Raw genomic sequence first — 18242 nt, forward strand, 5'->3', positions numbered from 1 at the left:
TCGACCAAGCGGGACGCATCGGCTAGCATCGACGTACGGCGATGACACAGGCGTCCGGCGATGGAGGAGTGACATGGGATCGGGGCACGGCCACACCCACGCCGGCGCGCGCCACCGCTGGCGCCTCGCCGTGGCCTTCGGCCTGGTCGCTGCCTTCTTCGTGGTCGAGCTCGTCGCCGGCCTGCTGAGCGGCTCCCTCGCGCTGCTCTCCGACGCCGGCCACATGGCGGCGGACGTCGTGGCCCTGGGCGCTGCGCTGGTGGCGACGTCGATCGCCACCCGGCCCGACACCACCGGCCGGCGGACCTACGGCTCCTACCGGGCCGAGGTCCTCGCCTCCGGCTTCACCGTCCTGCTCATGCTGGGGGTCTCCGCCTACGTCGTGGTCGAGGCCGTACGCCGCGCCGGCACGGCCGTCGAGGTGTCGTCCGGGCCGATGCTGGTCGTCGGTGCCGTCGGGCTGCTGGTCAACCTCGTCTGCCTCGGGCTGCTCCGCGGGGGCGCGCAGGAGTCGATCAACGTCCGCGGCGCCTACCTGGAGGTCGTCGCCGACGCCGCCGGCAGCGTCGGCGTGCTGGCGGCCGGGATGCTGGTCGCCCTCACCGGGGCGAGCTGGTGGGACACGGCCGTCGCGGTCGCGATCGGCGCGTTCGTCGCCGTGCGCGCGCTGGTGCTCGGCCGCGAGGTGCTCGCCGTCCTGGGCCAGCACGCTCCGCACGACGTCGACCTCGCGGCGGTGGTGCGCGACCTGGAGCGCGTCCCCGGCGTCGCCGAGGTCCACGACCTCCACGCCTGGACGCTGACGTCGGGGATGAACGTCGCCACCGCGCACCTCGTCGTGTGCGTGGGCGCCGAGCCCCAGGCGGTCCTCACCGCGGCGCAGGCCACGCTCCGCGAGGGCCACGGCATGGAGCACGCGACGCTCCAGGTCGAGGCGCACCCGGCGCGGGAGTGCCACGCGGCGACCTGGTGACCGGAGCGGACCGACGCTCCGACGTCGCCGCGCCGCCCTCCCGACGGTCCGTCGGTTGTCCCGGGCCGCGCCGGACGCGACGATGGACCTCCGGTCCGCCCCCGCCCCGCGGGGGAGACCACCCGGACCCGACACCGGAGGAGCCACCGTGAGCAGCGACCGCACGACCAGCAACGTGATCGGTGGCGTCGCCGGCACCGGGACCGGGCCCGAGCAGTCGGTGATCGACCCCTCGACGGGCGAGGAGATCTGGCGCTACCGGGCGGACGAGCCGGCCCAGGTCGACGCGGCGGTCACCGCGGCCGCAGCGGCGTACGCCGAGTGGTCGCGTGCGACGCCGGCGGAGCGGTCGGGCGTGCTGGTCGCCCTCGCGGCCCACCTCGAGGGCATGGCCGAGGAGCTCGCGCAGGCCGAGACGGCCCAGACGGGCAAGCCCATCCGGCTCAGCCGGGAGTTCGACGTCCCGGGGTCGATCGACAACGTCGCCTTCTTCGCCGGCGCCGCCCGTCGGCTCGACGGTCACGCGTCGGGGGAGTACTCCGCCGACCACACCTCGACGATCCGCCGGCAGCCGATCGGCGTCGTCGGGTCGATCGCACCGTGGAACTACCCGCTGCAGATGGCGATGTGGAAGGTGCTGCCGGCCATCGCCGCGGGCAACACGATCGTGCTCAAGGCGGCCGAGAACACCCCGCTGACCACCCTGATGCTGGCCGAGGCCTGCGCCGCCGTCGGGATGCCGGCCGGGGTCCTCAACCTCGTCAACGGACCCGGACCGCTGACCGGCGAGGCACTCGTGACCCACCCGGGCATCGCGATGACGTCGTTCACCGGCTCGACCGCCGTCGGTCGCCACATCGCCGCGCTGGCGGCGGGCAACGGCACCCGCCTGCACCTCGAGCTCGGCGGCAAGGCGCCCTTCGTGGTGTTCGACGACGCCGACCTGCCGGCCGCGATCCGCGGCGCGGTCGCCGCGAGCCTGATCAACACCGGCCAGGACTGCACCGCGGCGACCCGGGCCTACGTCCACCGCTCGGTGCTGGACGACTTCGTCGACGGGGTCACCGACCTGATGGGCCGCGTCCGCCTCGGTGCCCCGACCGATGCGGCCACCGACCAGGGCCCGCTGGTCTCGTTCCGGCAGCGCGACAAGGTGGCATCGATGGTGGACCGGGCCGTCGACGCCGGGGCCAAGGCGGTCACCGGTGGCAGCGCGCCCGGCGGCGACCTGGCCCGCGGCGCCTACTACGAGCCCACGCTGCTCGTCGGCGCCGCGCAGGACAGCGAGATCGTCCAGGCCGAGACGTTCGGCCCCGTCCTCGCGGTGCTGCCCTTCGACTCCGACGAGGAGGCGATCCGGCTGGCCAACGACGTGCCGTTCGGGCTGGCCGCGTCGGCCTGGACCCGCGACGTCTACCGCGCCCAGACGGCGTCACGCGAGATCGACGCCGGCACCGTGTGGATCAACGACCACATCCCGATCATCTCGGAGATGCCGCACGGCGGCATCAAGGCCTCGGGCTACGGCAAGGACATGTCGTCGTACTCCTTCGACGACTACACCCAGGTCAAGCACGTGATGGCCGACATCACCGGCGTGGCCGCCAAGCCGTGGCACAGCACGATCTTCGACGTCGACTGAGCGACCGCGGGCCCCGCCGTCAGGTCCGACCGGGACGCGGCCCCGCCTCGACCTCGTCGGCCAGCAGCGCGACGTGGAGCGACACCCGGACGTCGGGGTCGTCGAGGTCGGCGCCGAGCACGCGCGACGCCTTCGCCAGCCGGTCGTAGAACACCGGTCGGGAGAGGTGCAGGCTCGCCGCCGCGTCCGACTTGCTCGTCGGGTGGGTCACCAGCGCGCGGACCGCGTCGAGCAGCCGGCTCCCGGTGCGCTCGTCGTGCTCGCGCAGCGGGTCGAGCTCGCGATCGACGAAGAGCCGCAGCCGGTCGTCGTCACCGATCATCGCCAGCAGCCCCCGCAGGTGGACGTCCTCGAGACGGTGCACGCCGTCGGCCGCCCCGCCGGGGACGGAACGCACCACCTGTTGCGCCTCGCGCAGGGTCCGGTCGATCGCGGCGGCGCGGCCCACCGGCCGGCCCACGCCGACGACGAGCGGCTGGTGCCGGCGTACGCGGGCGGCGAGGTCGTCGACGACCGTCCGCACCCGCGCGGACGGCGGGAACGACAGCAGCACCCGCACGTCGCGCTCCATCTCGCAGACCAGGGCGGGGACCCGCAGCTCGTGGGTGGCGTGGACCGTCGCGGCGATCACGTCCTCGACGAGCGCGGCGGCCGATCCGGGTCCGGCGTCCTCGAAGCGGGGGCGGAGGGTCACGCCAACGAGCTGGCGGTCGCTGGTCGGCAGCCCGGCCAGCTCGCACCGCCGCAGCAGGTCGGGGGACGGCGCCTCGGTGAGCAGCCGGAGGACCAGCTCGTGATGCGTACGACGCACCGCGCCGTCGCGCTGCCGGTCGTGCAGCCGGTGCAGGGCGAGCGCCGCGGCGCCGCGCTCGACCACCGCGACCAGCCGCTCGGACGGCTCGTCGGCGGAGTGGACGACCAGCCGCCCCCACCGGCGGTCCCGCCGGCCGACCCGGGTGACCAGCCAGCCGTGCGACTCCTCCCACGTGGTCCGGTCCTCCTGCGGCACCTCGCGGGACCGGGCCGCCCAGTCGGTGAGGAAGCCGTCGGCGTCCCGCGGCCCGGGCCGGTAGTCGAGCACCTGGTGCTCCTCGCTCTCGAGGACCACCGCGGTGCCGGCCAGCCGCTGCACGGCATCGAGGATCTCGCTCGGTCCGGCCTCGGCGATCCCGAGCTCGGTGAAGGTCTCGTGCACCCGCTGGGCCTCGCGGAGCTCGGCGACCTGCCGGTCGACGATGCGCTCGCCCACGGCCTGCGCCACCGCCGCGAACCGGACCTCGCGGTGCAGCGCCACCAGCGGCAGGCCGAGGTCCTCGCACGCCGCCACCAGCGCCTGCGGCAGCTCGGTCCAGCGCCGGCCGAGCTCGACGACCAGCCCGGCGGCCGCTGTGCCGGCCAGGCTGGCGGCGTACGCCTCGAGCTCGGGCCCGCCGTCGGGCATCGCGATGCCGGTGCTGAGCAGCAGGTCGCCCGCGCGCAGCAGCGGGGCGATGTCGGCCAGCTCGGTGGTGTGCACCCAGCGCACCGGCCGGTCGAGACCCGACGCACCGGCGACGACGCGCGGCCGCGCGCCCCGCAGCGGCGGCATGGCGAGCACCTCGCCGACGGTCAGCACCGCCACAGCACACCTCCGCCCCACCGGTGCGGGAGCCGACAGGTCGTCGCTCCTCCTCGGCGTATCCTACGGATCGTCGGGCGGCCAGCACGGCGCGTCGGCCGATGATGCAGCATGACCACCTCCCTCATGCACTGGGCCGACGGCCGCCGCCTCGACGGCGCCTCCGACCGGTGGGCCGACGTCACCAACCCCGCGACCGGCGAGGTCACCGGTCGCGTCGCCCTGGCCGACGCGGCCGACGCCGCTGCCGTCATCGCCTCCGCCGCCCGCGCCGCGAAGGCGTGGGGCGAGACCTCGCTCGCCGGTCGCACGCAGGTGCTCTTCACGTTCCGCGAGCTGCTCAACAGCCGCAAGGACGAGCTTGCGCACCTCATCACCGCCGAGCACGGCAAGGTCCACTCGGACGCCCTCGGCGAGATCGCCCGCGGCCAGGAGGTCGTCGAGTTCGCGTGCGGCATGTCGCACCTGCTCAAGGGCGGACACAGCGACAACGCCTCCACCGGCGTCGACGTGCACTCCAAGCGGGCCCCGCTGGGTGTGGTGGGCATCATCAGCCCGTTCAACTTCCCGGCCATGGTGCCGATGTGGTTCTTCCCGGTCGCCATCGCCGCCGGCAACGCGGTGGTGCTCAAGCCGAGCGAGAAGGATCCCTCGGCCTCACTGTGGATCGCCGAGCTCTGGAAGGAGGCCGGCCTGCCCGACGGCGTGTTCAACGTGCTGCAGGGTGACAAGGTCGCCGTCGACGCGCTGCTGGAGTCGCCCGAGGTGGCGGCGATCAGCTTCGTCGGCTCCACGCCGATCGCGCAGTACGTCTACGAGCAGGCCAGCCGGCACGGCAAGCGGGTGCAGGCCCTCGGCGGCGCGAAGAACCACATGGTGGTGCTGCCCGACGCCGACCTCGACCTCGCGGCGGACGCAGCGGTCAACGCGGGCTACGGCTCGGCCGGCGAGCGGTGCATGGCGATCAGCGTGCTGGTCGCCGTCGACCCCGTCGCGGACGACCTGGTCGCGCGCATCGCCGAGCGCACCCGGACCCTGCTCGTCGGTGACGGCGGCGCGGGCCGGACCTCCGAGGAGGGGACCGAGGCCGACATGGGTCCCCTCGTCACCGCGGCCCACCGCGACCGGGTGGCGGGCTTCATCTCCTCGGGCGAGGAGGCCGGCGCCAAGCTGGTCGTCGACGGCCGCGACGTGCAGGCCCGCGGCGCCGGCGGGGGCTTCTGGCTGGGCCCGACCCTCTTCGACCACGTCACCCCCGACATGGAGATCTACCGCGAGGAGATCTTCGGCCCGGTGCTCTCGGTGGTCCGCGTCGCGTCGTACGACGAGGCGGTGGCGCTGGTCAACGCCAACGACCACGGCAACGGCACGGCCGTCTTCACCAACGACGGCGGGGCGGCCCGGCGCTTCGAGAACGACGTCGAGGTCGGGATGATCGGCGTCAACGTGCCGATCCCGGTGCCCGTGGCCTACTACTCGTTCGGCGGGTGGAAGCGCTCGCTGTTCGGCGACACCCACGCCCACGGCACCGAGGGTGTGCACTTCTTCACCCGCGCCAAGGTCGTCACCACCCGCTGGATCAACCCGGCCGCCCGCCCCGAGGGCGGCCTCGAGCTGGGGTTCCCGCGCAATGTCTGACCGCGCCCACCCCGCCCGCGCCCACGACGACCCGGAGGTCGCCCTCGAGCTCGACCGCCGGCACGTCTTCCACTCCTGGTCCGCCCAGGAGGGCCGCCGGCCCATGGTGGTCACCAAGGCCGAGGGCTCCCACGTCTGGGACCAGGACGGCAACCGGCTCCTCGACTTCACCTCGCAGCTGGTGTTCACCAACCTCGGCCACCAGCACCCGCGCATCGTCGAGGCCATCCAGCAGCAGGCCGCCACGCTCTGCACCGTCGCGCCGGCGCACGTCAACGGCGCCCGGTCCGAGGCGGCCCGGCTGATCGCGAGCCACACCCCGGGGGACCTCGACCGGGTGTTCTTCACCAACGGCGGCGCGGACGCCAACGAGCACGCGATCCGGATGGCCCGCCTCCACACCGGCCGGCACAAGGTGCTGTCGACCTACCGGTCCTACCACGGCGGCACACAGCTGGCGGTCAACGTGACCGGCGACCCGAGGCGGTGGGCCAACGACCTCGGCTCGGACGGCACGGTCCACTTCTTCGGGCCCTACCTCTACCGCAGCGCCTTCCACGCCACGACCGAGGCCGAGGAGTGCCAGCGCGCCCTCGAGCACCTCGAGCAGGTGGTCGCGATGGAAGGCCCCGCCACCATCGCCGCGGTCGTCCTCGAGTCGATCCCGGGGACCGCCGGGATCATGGTCCCGCCGCCGGGCTACCTCGCCGGCGTGCGGGAGGTATGCGACCGGCACGGGATCCTGCTCGTCGCCGACGAGGTCATGTCGGGGTTCGGCCGCGCCGGCAGGTGGTTCGCCGTCGAGCACGCCTCCGACGGCACCGTCGTGCCCGACCTCCTCACCTTCGCCAAGGGGGTGAACTCCGGCTACGTGCCCCTGGGCGGCGTCGCCATCTCCGACGCCGTGCACCGGACCTTCGCCGACCGCGTCTACCCCGGCGGGCTGACGTACTCCGGGCACCCGCTGGCGTGCGCGGCGGCGGTCGCCACGATCGAGACCATGGAGGACGAGGGCATCGTCGAGCAGGCGGCGGCGCTCGGCGCCGAGGTGATCGGACCCGCCCTCGCCGCGATGGCCGAGCGGCACGCGTGGGTGGGCGAGGTCCGCGGCACGGGGGCGTTCTGGGCGCTCGAGCTCGTCGCCGACCGCGCGACCCGCGAGCCGCTGGCGCCCTACGGCGCGAGCAGCCCGGCGATGGACGCCGTCCTCGCCGCCTGCCGTCGGGGCGGGATGATCCCGTTCGCGAACTTCAACCGCATCCACGTGGTGCCCCCGCTGACGATCACGCACGAGGAGGCCCGTCGCGGCCTGGCGATCCTCGACGCCGCGCTCGGCGAGGCGGCGTCACAGGCGGGGTGAGTGCCGCCCGTCCGGGGCGCCGAGCGTCAGTGCACCGGACGACTTGACTGAGCCCCGGCGAGGCGGTTCGGTGCAGCCATGACCGCACCTCCGACGTCGACGCGCGACGTCATCCCGCTTCGCCAGGCCGCGCGGGCGTGGTTCGCCATCTCGCTGCAGACCTTCGGCGGCCCGGCCGGCCAGATCGCGGTCATGCAGCGCGCGCTGGTCGAGGAGAAGCGCTGGATCGGCCAGCAGCGGTTCCTCTTCGCGCTGTCCTACTGCACGCTCCTGCCGGGGCCCGAGGCGCAGCAGCTGGCGACGTACGTCGGGTGGCTGCTCAACGGCGTCCGCGGCGCGCTGGTCGCGGGCATCTTGTTCATCCTCCCAGGCGTGGTCGCGCTGCTGGTGCTCTCGGGCGTCTACGTCGCCTACGGCGACACCACGCTCGTCGAGTCGCTGTTCCTCGGCCTCGCGCCGGCCGTCATCGCCATCGTCCTCCAGGCGGTCATCCGGGTGGGGCGCAAGGGGCTGGGCCACCCCGCGCTCGTGGCGCTCGCCGTGCTGTCCTTCCTCGCCCTCACCTTCTTCGGCGTCCCGTTCCCGGTCGTCGTGCTGGTCGCGGCGCTGCTCGGCTGGCTGCTCGGCCGCAGGATCCCCACGCTGACCGCGCCCGCCCGGGCGGCCGTCGACGACGGACCGCCCCCGCTCATCAGCGACGACGCGCTGCACACCGAACGCCCCTCCGGCCGGCACGCCGCCAAGGTCCTCGTCATCGGGCTCGTCGTGTGGTTCGCCCCGGTCGCCCTCGCCGCGGTGGTGTTCGGTCGGTCGAGCATCTTCGTCGACCAGGGACTGTTCTTCTCCGGCGCGGCGGTGGTGACCTTCGGCGGGGCGTACGCCGTCCTGGCCTACGTCGCCCAGCAGGCCGTCGAGGTCTACGGCTGGCTCGCGCCCGGGGAGATGGTCCGCGGCCTCGCGCTCGCCGAGACCACGCCGGGCCCGCTCATCATGGTCGTGCAGTTCGTGGCCCTCGTCGGTGCCTACCGCGCCCCCGGCGACCTCGACCCGTGGGTGGCGGCGGTCGTCGCGGCGCTGCTGACGACCTGGGTGACGTTCGTCCCGTGCTTCCTCTTCATCCTCCTCGGGGCGCCGTACGTCGAGCGCCTCCGCGGCAACCGCGACCTGGCCGCCGCGCTGGCGGGCATCACCGCCGCCGTGGTGGGCGTCATCGCCAGCCTCGCGGTCTTCTTCGCGCTCCACACGCTCTTCGGCGAGACCGGCCGCGTCACCGCCGGGCCGCTCGACCTGGAGTACCCGCGGCTCGCCTCGGTCGACTGGGCGGCGCTCGCGATCACGGTGCTGGGGTGCGCGCTGATCTTCTGGCGGCGCTGGTCGGTGCTGCGCACCCTGGGCGCGTGCGCGGCGACGGGCGTCGTCCTGGGTCTGGCCCTGGCCGCCTGAGACCGCCCCGTAGGGGTGGTAACTCGGCGTTCGACCCGCTGTTCGACCACCGGTCGCCGCCCCACGGGTAGTGCGGTCCCCGGGGGCCGTCCTTAGCGTCGGGGTTGCTGGGCGGCGGATGCCGCTCCCGCGGGAGGCACTTCACCACCTCTGGAGGGGAAATGTCAGAAGTCGCACGAACAGCACGAGGAATCGTCGTCGGAGCCGTGGCAGCACTGGCCATGGTCGTCGGACTGACGTCCGTGGGCGTCGGGGCCGCGTCCGCCGCGGACTCGGCCAGGGCGGGCTCCGGCACGTCGGTGGTCGGCAAGTCCGAGGCCGGCAAGATCACCAGCAAGGTGGTGGGACGCACGTCGACCGGTGACAAGGTGAAGGGCAAGTTCACGCCCACCCAGGTCGTCACGAGCAACGGCGTGCTCTACATGGAGGGCTTCCTCCAGGGCGTCATCAAGGACAAGGGCCCCGACACCCGCTTCTCCGGTGTCCAGCTCATCCCGATCAAGAAGATCAACGGCTCGCCGGTCACCAGCGCTCGCGCTGCGTCGTCCGTCGCGGCCTGCGACATCCTCAACCTGGTGCTCGGGCCGCTCGACCTGAACGTGCTCGGCCTGCAGATCAACCTCAACCAGGTGGTGCTCGACATCACCGCCGTACCGGGTGCGGGCAACCTGCTCGGCAACCTGCTGTGCGCGGTGGCCGGCCTGCTCGACGGCACACCGCTCGCCGGCCTGCTCGGCCAGCTGCAGACCCTGCTCAACCAGATCCTGGGGCTGCTGAACCTCGGCACCTGACACAGGGCCGTTCCGTGGGGGCGTCGCGGCGGAGGACCGGGAGGGAACCTCCGGCCCTCCGCCGCGACTCACGAGTCCTCGGGCAGGCACATCTGGCCCACGAAGGGCACCACGTCGGCGATCGAGTCGACGACCTTCGTCGGTCGGTAGGGGAAGAGCTGCACCTGGTGCCGCTCGGTGGCGCCGGTGGCGACGAGGACGGTGCGCATCCCGGCCTCGAGGCCGCTGATGATGTCGGTGTCCATCCGGTCGCCGATCATCACGGTCGTCTCGGAGTGCGCCTCTAGCCGGTTGAGGGCGCTGCGCATCATCAGCGGGTTGGGCTTGCCGATGAAGTAGGGCGAGCGTCCGGTCGCGGTGCTGATCAGCGCGGCGACCGAGCCCGTGGCCGGGAGCATTCCCTGCGCGCTCGGCCCGCTGGGGTCCGGGTTGGTCGCGATGAAGCGAGCGCCGTCGTTGATGAGCCGGATGGCCCGGGTGATCGCCTCGAACGAGTAGGTCCGGGTCTCACCGAGCACGACGTAGTCGGGGTCCTGGTCGGTCATCACGTAGCCGATGTCGTGCACGGCGGCGGTCAGCCCCGTCTCGCCCACGACGTACGCCGACCCGCCCGGGCGCTGGTCGTCGAGGAACTGCGCGGTCGCCAGGGCCGACGTCCAGATGGAGTCCTCCGGCACGTCGATGCCGCTGCTGCGCAGCAGGCGCACCCGCAGGTCGCGCGGGGTGAAGATCGAGTTGTTGGTCAGGACCAGGAAGGGGACGTCGTGCTCGCGGAGCGCGGCGATGAACTCCTTCGCCCCCGGGATCGGGTCCTCCTCGCGCACGAGGACGCCGTCCATGTCGGTCAGCCAGGTGCGCACGGGTCGGGATTCGCTCACCAGGCCATTGTCGACCATGGACGGGTCGGTCACTCTCGCGCCGGGGCGCGGTGCCGGGCGAGCGGCTGGCCGCCCTCGTCCGAGCCGACGTCCGAGCGCGCCGTGCCGTCCGCGGCACGCGTCGGGTGGCTGCGCTCCAGGCCGGCGCCCTCGACGTCGACGTCCGGCAGGATCCGGTCCAGCCAGCGCGGGAGCCACCAGGCCTTCTCGCCGAGCAGGTGCATCGCCGCGGGGATGATGAGCATCCGCACGACGAACGCGTCGAGCAGCACCCCGAACGCCAGGCCGAAGCCGATCGGCTTGATGGTGGCGTCGTGGGAGAACACGAAGCCCGCGAAGACCGAGATCATGATGATCGCCGCCGCGGTCACCACCGCCCGGCCCGCGTGGAGTCCGTGCTGCACCGCGACGCGCGCCGGCGCGCCGTGGGCGTACGCCTCCCGCATCCCCGACACCAGGAACAGCTGGTAGTCCATGGCGAGGCCGAAGAGGATTCCGGTCGCGATGATCGGCAGGAAGCTGAGCACCGGGCCGGGGGCGTGCACGCCGAAGGCGTCGGCGAACCACCCGAGCTGGAAGATCGCGGTGATGCCGCCGAACGCGGCCAGCAGCGACAGCACGAAGCCCAGCGTCGCCGTCAGCGGCACGAGGATCGAGCGGAAGACCAGCACGAGGATCAGCAGCGACAGCCCGACGACCAGCACCAGGTAGAGCGGCAGCGCGTCGGAGAGCTGCTCGGAGATGTCGATGTTGGCGCTGGCGTTGCCGGCCACGCCGAGGCTGGCCTCGCCACCGCCGACCGTCTCGGGGGTGAGGTCGCGCAGGCCGTGGACGAGCGCCTCGGTGGACTCGCTGGACGGCCAGAAGTCCGGGACGACCTGGAACGCGAGCGCCGTACGGTCCCGCGACGCGCCGATCGGCACCACCGCGGCGACGTCGCCGAGCTCGTCGATCGCCTCGCCGAGGTTGGCCTGCTCCCGGGCGACCTCGTCCTCGCCGATGGCCTCCGGCAGGTCGGCCACGACGAGCAGCGGGCCGTTGAAGCCCTCACCGAACTTCTCCGCCTGGACGTCGTAGGCCCGGAAGCCCGAGGACTCGGGCGGCTGCGTCGAGCCGTCCGGCAGGCCGAGGCGCATCTGGGTCGCCGGCGCCGCGACGAGCAGCAGGCCGACCACGCCGAGGGCCAGCACGGCCCAGGCACGACCGGTGCCCATCGGCTTGTCGCGGTCGGTGATCGCGTCGTCGTCGTCGCGCTCGCCGGCGGCGAGGCGCTCGCGCTCGCGGCGCCGGAGGATGCGCGGACCGACGAGCGACAGGATCGCCGGCGTGAGGGTGACGGCCATGAGGATGGCGACGAGGACCGCGACGGCGCCGACGGTGCCCATCAGGCCGAGGAAGCCGACGCCGGTGACGTTGAGCGCGAGCAGCGCGACGATGACGGTCACCCCGGCGAACACCACGGCGTTGCCGGACGTGCCGTTGGCCAGCCCGATGGACTCGTGCAGGTCGGCGCCCTGCTTCAGCTGGCGGCGGTGGCGGTTGATGATGAAGAGGGAGTAGTCGATGCCCACCGCGAGCCCCAGCATCACCCCGAGCACGGGGGTGACCGAGACGAACTGGACGACGCCGGAGAAGGACAGGGAGGCCAGCGACGCCACCCCGACACCCAGCAGCGCGGTGACGAGCGGCAGGGCGGCGCCGAGCAGGGTGCCGAGCATGACGGTCAGCACGATGGCGGCGACGACCACGCCGGCGATCTCGCCGGGGCCGAGGATGGAGGGGACGGTCTGGGCGATGTCCTGCGAGGGGTGGAGCTCGACGCCGTCGATGTCGGCGTCGGCGGCCAGGTCCTCGATCTCGGTCTTCACCTCGGTGCTGACCTCGTTGATGGCGACGTCGAAGGTCACGTTGGCCACCGCGGCGCTGCCGTCCTCGGAGACGCTCCGGTAGGCCACGGACAGCCGCGTCAGGCTCTTGCCCACCTCGAGCTGCTCCGACTGCTCCTCGACCTTCGCCCGCTGCCGGTCCAGCTCGGCCTGGCCCTCGTCGAGCTGTCGCTCGGCGGCCGCCAGCTGCTCGCGCACCGACGCGAGCGTGCCGTCCTCGCGAGCCTGCGCGCGCTGCTCGGCGAGCGCCTCGCGGCCCGCGTCGATCTGCGCCTGCGCCCCGTCGAGCTGTGCCACTCCCGCGGCGAGCTGCTGCTCACCCTCGCTCACCTCGTCCCACGACTCGTCGAGCCGCTGCTGCGTGGCGAAGGGGTCGGTGACGTCCGCGACGTCGTCGACCTCCGCGACCCGGTCGAAGAGGTCGGCCAGCTCGCGCTCCTGCTCCTCGGTGAAGGCCGAGCCGTCGGTCGTCTCCGCGACGATCGCGCCGTTGCCGCCGCCCGTGCCCTCGAAGTCCCGCTCCAGCTGCTGCGAGACGCGGGTGGTGGGGGTGTCGGGCAGGGTGATGTTGGACGACAGCGTCCCAGCGAAGGCGACGTACGTCGTCGCGGTGACGGCCAGCACCGCCAGCCAGGCGCCGACGACGGTCCAGTGGCGGCGCGCGGCGAAGCGACCGATGCGGTAGAGGAGCTCAGCCATGTCGGTGGCGGGCCTTTCGTGGGTGCGGTCGTCGTCTGGCGTGGGTGGGTGCGGACCGGTCGGTCAGCCGGAGTGGCCGGAGTGGCCGGACCGGAGGCGGTCGAGCAGGCGGTCGAGGAGGCGGTCCCAGTCGGCGCGCGCCTCGCGAGGTACGTCGCGGTCGAGGTCGGGGTGGCGCTCGAGCCAGTGCCGGGCCAGCAGCGCGAGGCCGCTGGTCAGCAGCGCGAGGGACAGCTCGACGTCGAAGGGGTCGAGGCTCGGGGCGCGAGTCAGCAGCCGCTCGCGGAGCCGGCCGACGACGTGCTCGAAGGCGGAGCGGGAGATCGCCTCGGCGCGCTCGTCCTCGCCCTCGGGACGGCCGAGGACGTGGTGGATGACCACGATCGCGGAGGGCAGGTCGGCGCCGCGGGTGACGTCGTGCACCGCGTCCAGCGCCAGCCGGCCGCCCTCCTCGCCGTCGGGGAGGTCGGCGAGGCTGCGGTCCACGCGCTCGAGCAGCTCGGCGATGACCTCGGCGAGGATCTGCTGGCACACCGCGACGAGCAGCTGGTCGAGGCCGGTGAAGTGGTTGAACACGGTGCGCCGCGAGACGCCGGCCGCGGCCGCGACCTGCTCGACGGTGAACCCCTGCGCGCCACGCCCGGTCGCCAGCGCGCGCGCCGCGTCGACGATGGCGTCGTGCCGCTGGTCGCGCAGGCTCGGGCCGCGGGGCCGGGTCGTCGTACTCACCGTGCCAGTGTTGCACTCAGTGCAAATATCTGGGCTCCCACCCGGATAGTCCCTATCGAACGGGTCGTCGCGGGGCGCCAGCAAGGACCCATTTGATACGGACTATCGGGGTGGGGTGGGGGCGGCTGACAGGATCGGCGGCATGGCGGACGCAGCGGACGAGTCGCGCGCCGGACTGCGGGCGTGGGCCGCCGCGGCACTCGTCTTCGGCTCCTCGGCCGCCGTGCTCGTCGTGGAGCTGGTGGCGCTGCGGCTGCTGGCGCCGCACTACGGGCTGACCCTGGAGACCAACACGCTGGTCATCGGCCTCGCCCTCACCGCCATCGCGGCCGGCACCTGGGTCGGTGGCTGGACGGCGGACCGCGCCGCGCCGCGGCTGCTGCTCGGTCCGCTCCTCGGGATCTCGGGCGCCGCGGTGGCGCTCACGCCGGCGCTGGTGCGCGGTGCCGCCGCGACCGACAGCCCCGGGCTGCTGCTCCTCGCCTCGACCGCGACCATCCTGGTTCCCGGCGCGCTCCTGTCCGCCGTGACGCCGGTGGTCATCACGCTGCGGCTGACCACGCTGCGCGAGACCGGCACCGTCGTCGGTCACCTCTCGGGCATCGGGACGGTCGGCGCCATCTTCGGGACGGTGCTGACCGGCTTCGTCCTCATCGCCCGCGTGCCGGTCAGCGGGATCCTGGTGGGCCTCGGCGTCCTGCTGCTGGCGACGTCGGTCGTCGTCCAGGCGTCCGGGCGCCGGGGCCGCGGCGACGTCGTGCTGGCGCTCGTCGTGGTCGGCGCCGGCCTCGGCGCCTGGGCGGCCCCGAGCGGCTGCGACGAGGAGACGACCTACCACTGCCTGGCGGTCGTGGAGGACCCCGAGCGCCCGACCGGGCGGGTGCTCGTGCTCGACGGCCTGCGGCACTCGTACGTCGACCTGGCCGACGCGACCTACCTCGACTTCGCGTACGTCGAGGCGATGGCGTCGGTGGTCGACACCGCCTTCCCCACCGGCGAGCCGCTCGACGCCTACCACCTGGGCGCCGGCGGACTGACGCTGCCGCGCTACCTCGCCGAGACCCGTCCGGGCACGACGAGCCGGGTCTCGGAGATCGACGCGGGCGTCGTGGACGCCGACGTCCGGCTGCTCGGGGCGGCGTTCCCGGAGCGCACCGAGGTCGTCGTGGAGGACGGCCGGCTCGCCGTCGACGACCTCGAGCCGCGGAGCCTCGACCTCGTGGTCGGGGACGCGTTCGGCGGGGTCAGCGTCCCCTGGCACCTCGCGACGGTCGACGCCGTCGAGGGGCTGGGCCGCGCGCTCGACCAGGACGGCGTCTACGTCGCCAACCTCATCGACAACCCGCCGCTGGCCTTCGCCCGGGCGGCGGTCGGCACCATCGGTGAGGTCTTCGACCACGTGGCCCTCCTCGCCGACCCCGAGGTGCTCGCGGGCGACGACGGCGGCAACCTCGTCGTGGTGGCGTCCCACTCCCCGCTGGAGGTGGAGGCCGTGCTCGGGCGGATCGCCGAGCGCGACCTCGGGTGGAGCGCGCTCACCGGCGACGACCTCGCCGCGTGGGTCGGCGACGCCCCGGTCCTCACCGACGACCACGCGCCCGTCGACCAGCTCCTCACGCCGTACGACAGCTGACCTCCGCGGTCAGCCGCTCAGCGCGTGGGGTCCACCACCGTGATGCCGGCCACGGGCGCCCGGTCGAAGACCGGCAGCAGCGACGCGGCCTCCTGGAGGCCGATGGTGCGCTCGACCAGGAGCTGCGGCCGCAGCTCGCCCGACTCGACCAGCGCCATCATCGCGGGGTAGTCGGACGCCGCCATCCCGTGGCTGCCGAGGACGTCGAGCTCGCACGCGATGACGCGGTCCATCGGGACCCGCGGGTGGCCGTCGACCGCCGGCAGCAGGCCGACCTGCGCCAGCCGACCTCGCCGACGGAGGCTCAGCAGCGCGTCCGCGCAGGTCTGCTCGCTCCCCACCGCGTCGACCGCGACGTGGCTGCCGCCGCCGGTCAGGTCCGCGACGGCGGCCGGCACGTCGGTCCCGTCGGCCAGTACGACGCGCTCGGCGCCGAGGTCGGTGGCGACGGCGAGCGCCTCGGGGTTGCGGTCGACGGCCACCACGCGGGCGCCGAGGGACCGCGCGATCATCACCGTGCTGAGCCCTACGCCGCCGGCGCCGACGACCGCCACCCACTCGCCGGGGGCGACGCGGGCGCGGCCCACGAGGGCGCGGTAGGCGGTGGCGAACCGGCAGCCCAGGCCGGCAGCGGTCGCGAGGTCCACCGTCCCGGGGACGGCGACGAGGTTGGTGTCCGCGCCGTGCAGGGCGACGAGCTCGGCGAAGGACCCCCAGTGGGTGAAGCCCGGCTGCTCCTGGTCGGGGCACACCTGCGCGTCGCCACCGAGGCACCACTCGCAGCGACCGCACCCGCAGACGAACGGCACCGTGACCCGCTGGCCGACCCGCCACCGGACGACGCCGGTGCCCACCTCGACCACCTCGCCCGCGAGCTCGTGGCCCGGGACGTGCGGGAAGGCGATGTCGTCGTGGCCCGCCCACGCGTGCCAGTCGCTGCGGCACATCCCCGTCGCCGCGACGCGTACGACGACGCCTCCCGCGGGTGCCGACGGCTCGGGCACGTCACGCACCTCGGGCCGGGAGCGGACGGCATCGACGACGACTGCACGCATGGGTCGATCCTGCCGTAGGCGGGTGCCGGTGAGCCTGGACTGATACCCCCCGGGGGTATACGGTGGCGGGGTATCCACCCGCTTTCGAGACATCGAGGGGTCGAACCGATGGACCAGCACCACCAGCACACGGACCACGACGCCCACCACGACGCGCATCACGAGCCGCACTCCGGGCACGGGACGGGCGGCGTCGACACGATGGCACTGTCGGCCACGCTGCACTGCCTGACCGGCTGCGCCATCGGAGAGATCGCCGGCCTCATGATCGGCACCGCCGTCGGGCTCAGCACCGGCTGGACCGTCGTGCTGGCCGTCGGCCTGGCCTTCCTGTTCGGCTACACGCTCTCCACGCTGCCGCTGCTCCGGGCGGGACTCGGCGTCGGCGCCGCCCTGTCCGTGGTCCTCGCCGCGGACACCCTGTCGATCGCCACGATGGAGGTCGTGGACAACGCGGTGATGGCCCTCATCCCGGGCGCGATGGACGCCGGGCTGGTGAACTGGGTGTTCTGGGTGTCGATGATGATCGCCCTCACCGCCGCCTTCCTCGCCGCCTACCCCGTCAACCGCCACCTGCTGCGCCGCGGCAAGGGACACGCGCTGACCCACGAGTACCACCACGCCGCCTCGAGCCCCACGGGTACGCGTCGCCTCATCCCCGCCTTCGCCACCTCGACACTGGCGGCCGCGATCGTGGCGTTCATGCTGGGTGGCCTGGTCGTCTCCATCGCCGACGAGATCGGGGGCGGGGCGGGCGCCGAGCCCGGCGGCGACCCGGGCCACGCCGTCGCCCGCTGAGCTCGGCCGACCCGGTTCAGGCCGGCACGAGTGCGGGCGCGAAGTCGCGCAGCTCCTCGTGCCCGCCGTGCACGACCAGGCACGTCGACTCCGGCACCTCGCGCCACGCGCCGTGCAGGTCGCCGAGGGGCTCCGACACGACGACCCGGGTGTCGTCGGACAGCCCGTGCAGCAGCGGGTGGTCGGGGTACTGGGCGCGGAGCGTCGAGATGTCGGTGCTGTGGAACAGCGAGCGCGAGGCGCCCATGCTCGAGTAGCGGAACGCCCAGGTGGTCTCGCCGTCGGTCACCGCCACGGTCATCTGGATCGGGTGCTCCACCCCGTGGCGACGTCCGGTCTCCTCGATGAGGCCGACGGCGCGGGCCACGGCGGCGGGCGGATCCTCCTCGAGGCCGAACGTCAGGGCGAGGTGGAAGAACAGCTCGGAGTCCGTCGATCCCTCGATGTGGGGGAACAGGGCCGGGTCGACGGCCACGGTCAGGTCCCGCTTCACGGTCGGGAACTCCGCGATGGAGCCGTTGTGCATCCACAGCCAGCGCCCGTGGCGGAAGGGGTGGCAGTTCGTCTGCTGCACGGGCGTGCCGGTGGTCGCGCGGATGTGGGCGAACACCCGGTCGGCGCGTGCGTGTCCTGCGAGCTCACGGAGGTTGCGGTCGTTCCACGCCGGCTCGGTGCTGCTGTAGATGCCCGGACGGTCCTGGGCGTCGTACCAGCCCACCCCGAAGCCGTCACCGTTCACGGCCTCCGCCCCCAGCCGGGAGTGCATGCTCTGCACCACCAGCGAGTTCTCCGGCTTGAAGAGCAGGTCCTCCAGCAGCACGGGCGAACCCGAGTACGCGAGCCATCGGCACATCTCGTCTCCCGTCGTCGGCTCCCATTGGAGGCCGGGGACGATGCGGCCGCATCACCCGGGTCGTGTGAGGGCGACGCGCCGGGAACGACGATCGGGCCGGCCCCGTGAGGGTCCGGCCCGATCGGTTGTCTGGCGGTGGCGGTGGGATTTGAACCCACGGTGGGTTTGACCCCACACATCATTTCGAGTGATGCACCTTCGGCCGCTCGGACACGCCACCGCGCGGAACATTACCGGAGGGTGAGC

At 73.5% G+C, this 18242-nt stretch carries 14 protein-coding genes and 1 tRNA gene; 8 read left to right on the forward strand and 7 right to left on the reverse strand.

Annotation, left to right across the window (positions count from 1 at the left end):
- Positions 1–73: 73 nt before the first annotated feature.
- Positions 74–973, forward strand: a complete 900-nt coding sequence (locus tag SHK17_RS00715; protein WP_322920751.1) for a cation diffusion facilitator family transporter — start codon at positions 74–76, stop codon at positions 971–973.
- Between the two features lie 148 nt (positions 974–1121).
- Positions 1122–2615, forward strand: coding sequence for a gamma-aminobutyraldehyde dehydrogenase (locus SHK17_RS00720; protein WP_322920752.1), 1494 nt, complete (start codon positions 1122–1124; stop codon positions 2613–2615).
- 19 nt (positions 2616–2634) lie between these two features.
- Here the strand turns inward: SHK17_RS00720 and SHK17_RS00725 are convergent, their stop codons facing one another.
- Positions 2635–4236: a PucR family transcriptional regulator gene (locus SHK17_RS00725; RefSeq protein WP_322920753.1), complete on the reverse strand. Its 1602-nt coding sequence runs from the start codon at positions 4234–4236 to the stop codon at positions 2635–2637.
- A 108-nt stretch (positions 4237–4344) separates the two neighbouring features.
- Between SHK17_RS00725 and SHK17_RS00730 the strand changes: the two genes are divergently transcribed.
- From SHK17_RS00730 to SHK17_RS00745, 4 genes are all read left to right on the forward strand, one after another.
- Complete coding sequence (locus SHK17_RS00730; protein ID WP_322920754.1) at positions 4345–5871, forward strand: CoA-acylating methylmalonate-semialdehyde dehydrogenase; 1527 nt, start codon at positions 4345–4347, stop codon at positions 5869–5871.
- Positions 5864–7231, forward strand: a complete 1368-nt coding sequence (locus SHK17_RS00735; RefSeq protein WP_322920755.1) for an aspartate aminotransferase family protein — start codon at positions 5864–5866, stop codon at positions 7229–7231. The genes SHK17_RS00730 and SHK17_RS00735 overlap by 8 nt, the downstream gene beginning before the upstream one ends.
- Before the next feature lie 78 nt (positions 7232–7309).
- The gene (chrA, locus tag SHK17_RS00740; RefSeq protein ID WP_322920756.1) at positions 7310–8674 is read left to right on the forward strand and encodes a chromate efflux transporter; all 1365 of its coding nucleotides are present in this window, start codon (positions 7310–7312) and stop codon (positions 8672–8674) included.
- 221 nt (positions 8675–8895) lie between these two features.
- Positions 8896–9465, forward strand: coding sequence for a hypothetical protein (locus tag SHK17_RS00745; RefSeq protein WP_322920757.1), 570 nt, complete (start codon positions 8896–8898; stop codon positions 9463–9465).
- A gap of 68 nt (positions 9466–9533) precedes the next feature.
- Here the strand turns inward: SHK17_RS00745 and SHK17_RS00750 are convergent, their stop codons facing one another.
- The 3 genes from SHK17_RS00750 to SHK17_RS00760 all read right to left on the reverse strand — a co-directional run bounded on the left by SHK17_RS00750 (position 9534) and on the right by SHK17_RS00760 (position 13657).
- Positions 9534–10361, reverse strand: a complete 828-nt coding sequence (locus SHK17_RS00750) for an HAD-IIA family hydrolase (protein WP_322920758.1) — start codon at positions 10359–10361, stop codon at positions 9534–9536.
- Positions 10362–10372: 11 nt separating this feature from the next.
- Positions 10373–12928, reverse strand: coding sequence for an MMPL family transporter (locus SHK17_RS00755; protein WP_322920759.1), 2556 nt, complete (start codon positions 12926–12928; stop codon positions 10373–10375).
- Positions 12929–12991: 63 nt separating this feature from the next.
- Entirely contained in the window at positions 12992–13657 is a 666-nt protein-coding gene (locus SHK17_RS00760; protein ID WP_172268656.1) for a TetR family transcriptional regulator, read from the reverse strand.
- 142 nt (positions 13658–13799) lie between these two features.
- Between SHK17_RS00760 and SHK17_RS00765 the strand changes: the two genes are divergently transcribed.
- On the forward strand, positions 13800–15290 hold the full coding sequence (locus tag SHK17_RS00765; RefSeq protein WP_322920760.1) for a fused MFS/spermidine synthase: 1491 nt from the start codon (positions 13800–13802) through the stop codon (positions 15288–15290).
- 17 nt (positions 15291–15307) lie between these two features.
- Here the strand turns inward: SHK17_RS00765 and SHK17_RS00770 are convergent, their stop codons facing one another.
- Positions 15308–16345, reverse strand: coding sequence for a zinc-binding dehydrogenase (locus tag SHK17_RS00770; RefSeq protein WP_172268661.1), 1038 nt, complete (start codon positions 16343–16345; stop codon positions 15308–15310).
- Between the two features lie 108 nt (positions 16346–16453).
- On the opposite strand from SHK17_RS00770, the gene SHK17_RS00775 reads away from it, so the two are divergent.
- The gene (locus SHK17_RS00775) at positions 16454–17143 is read left to right on the forward strand and encodes a DUF4396 domain-containing protein (protein ID WP_322920761.1); all 690 of its coding nucleotides are present in this window, start codon (positions 16454–16456) and stop codon (positions 17141–17143) included.
- Positions 17144–17159: 16 nt separating this feature from the next.
- Here the strand turns inward: SHK17_RS00775 and SHK17_RS00780 are convergent, their stop codons facing one another.
- Together SHK17_RS00780 and SHK17_RS00785 are read right to left on the reverse strand one after the other, a co-directional pair.
- Positions 17160–17963, reverse strand: coding sequence for a class II glutamine amidotransferase (locus tag SHK17_RS00780; protein ID WP_216652084.1), 804 nt, complete (start codon positions 17961–17963; stop codon positions 17160–17162).
- A 163-nt stretch (positions 17964–18126) separates the two neighbouring features.
- A tRNA-Ser gene (locus tag SHK17_RS00785) sits at positions 18127–18216 on the reverse strand.
- Positions 18217–18242: the final 26 nt, after the last annotated feature.

Source organism: Nocardioides renjunii (genome assembly GCF_034661175.1).
Classification (GTDB): Bacteria; Actinomycetota; Actinomycetes; order Propionibacteriales; family Nocardioidaceae; genus Nocardioides; species Nocardioides renjunii.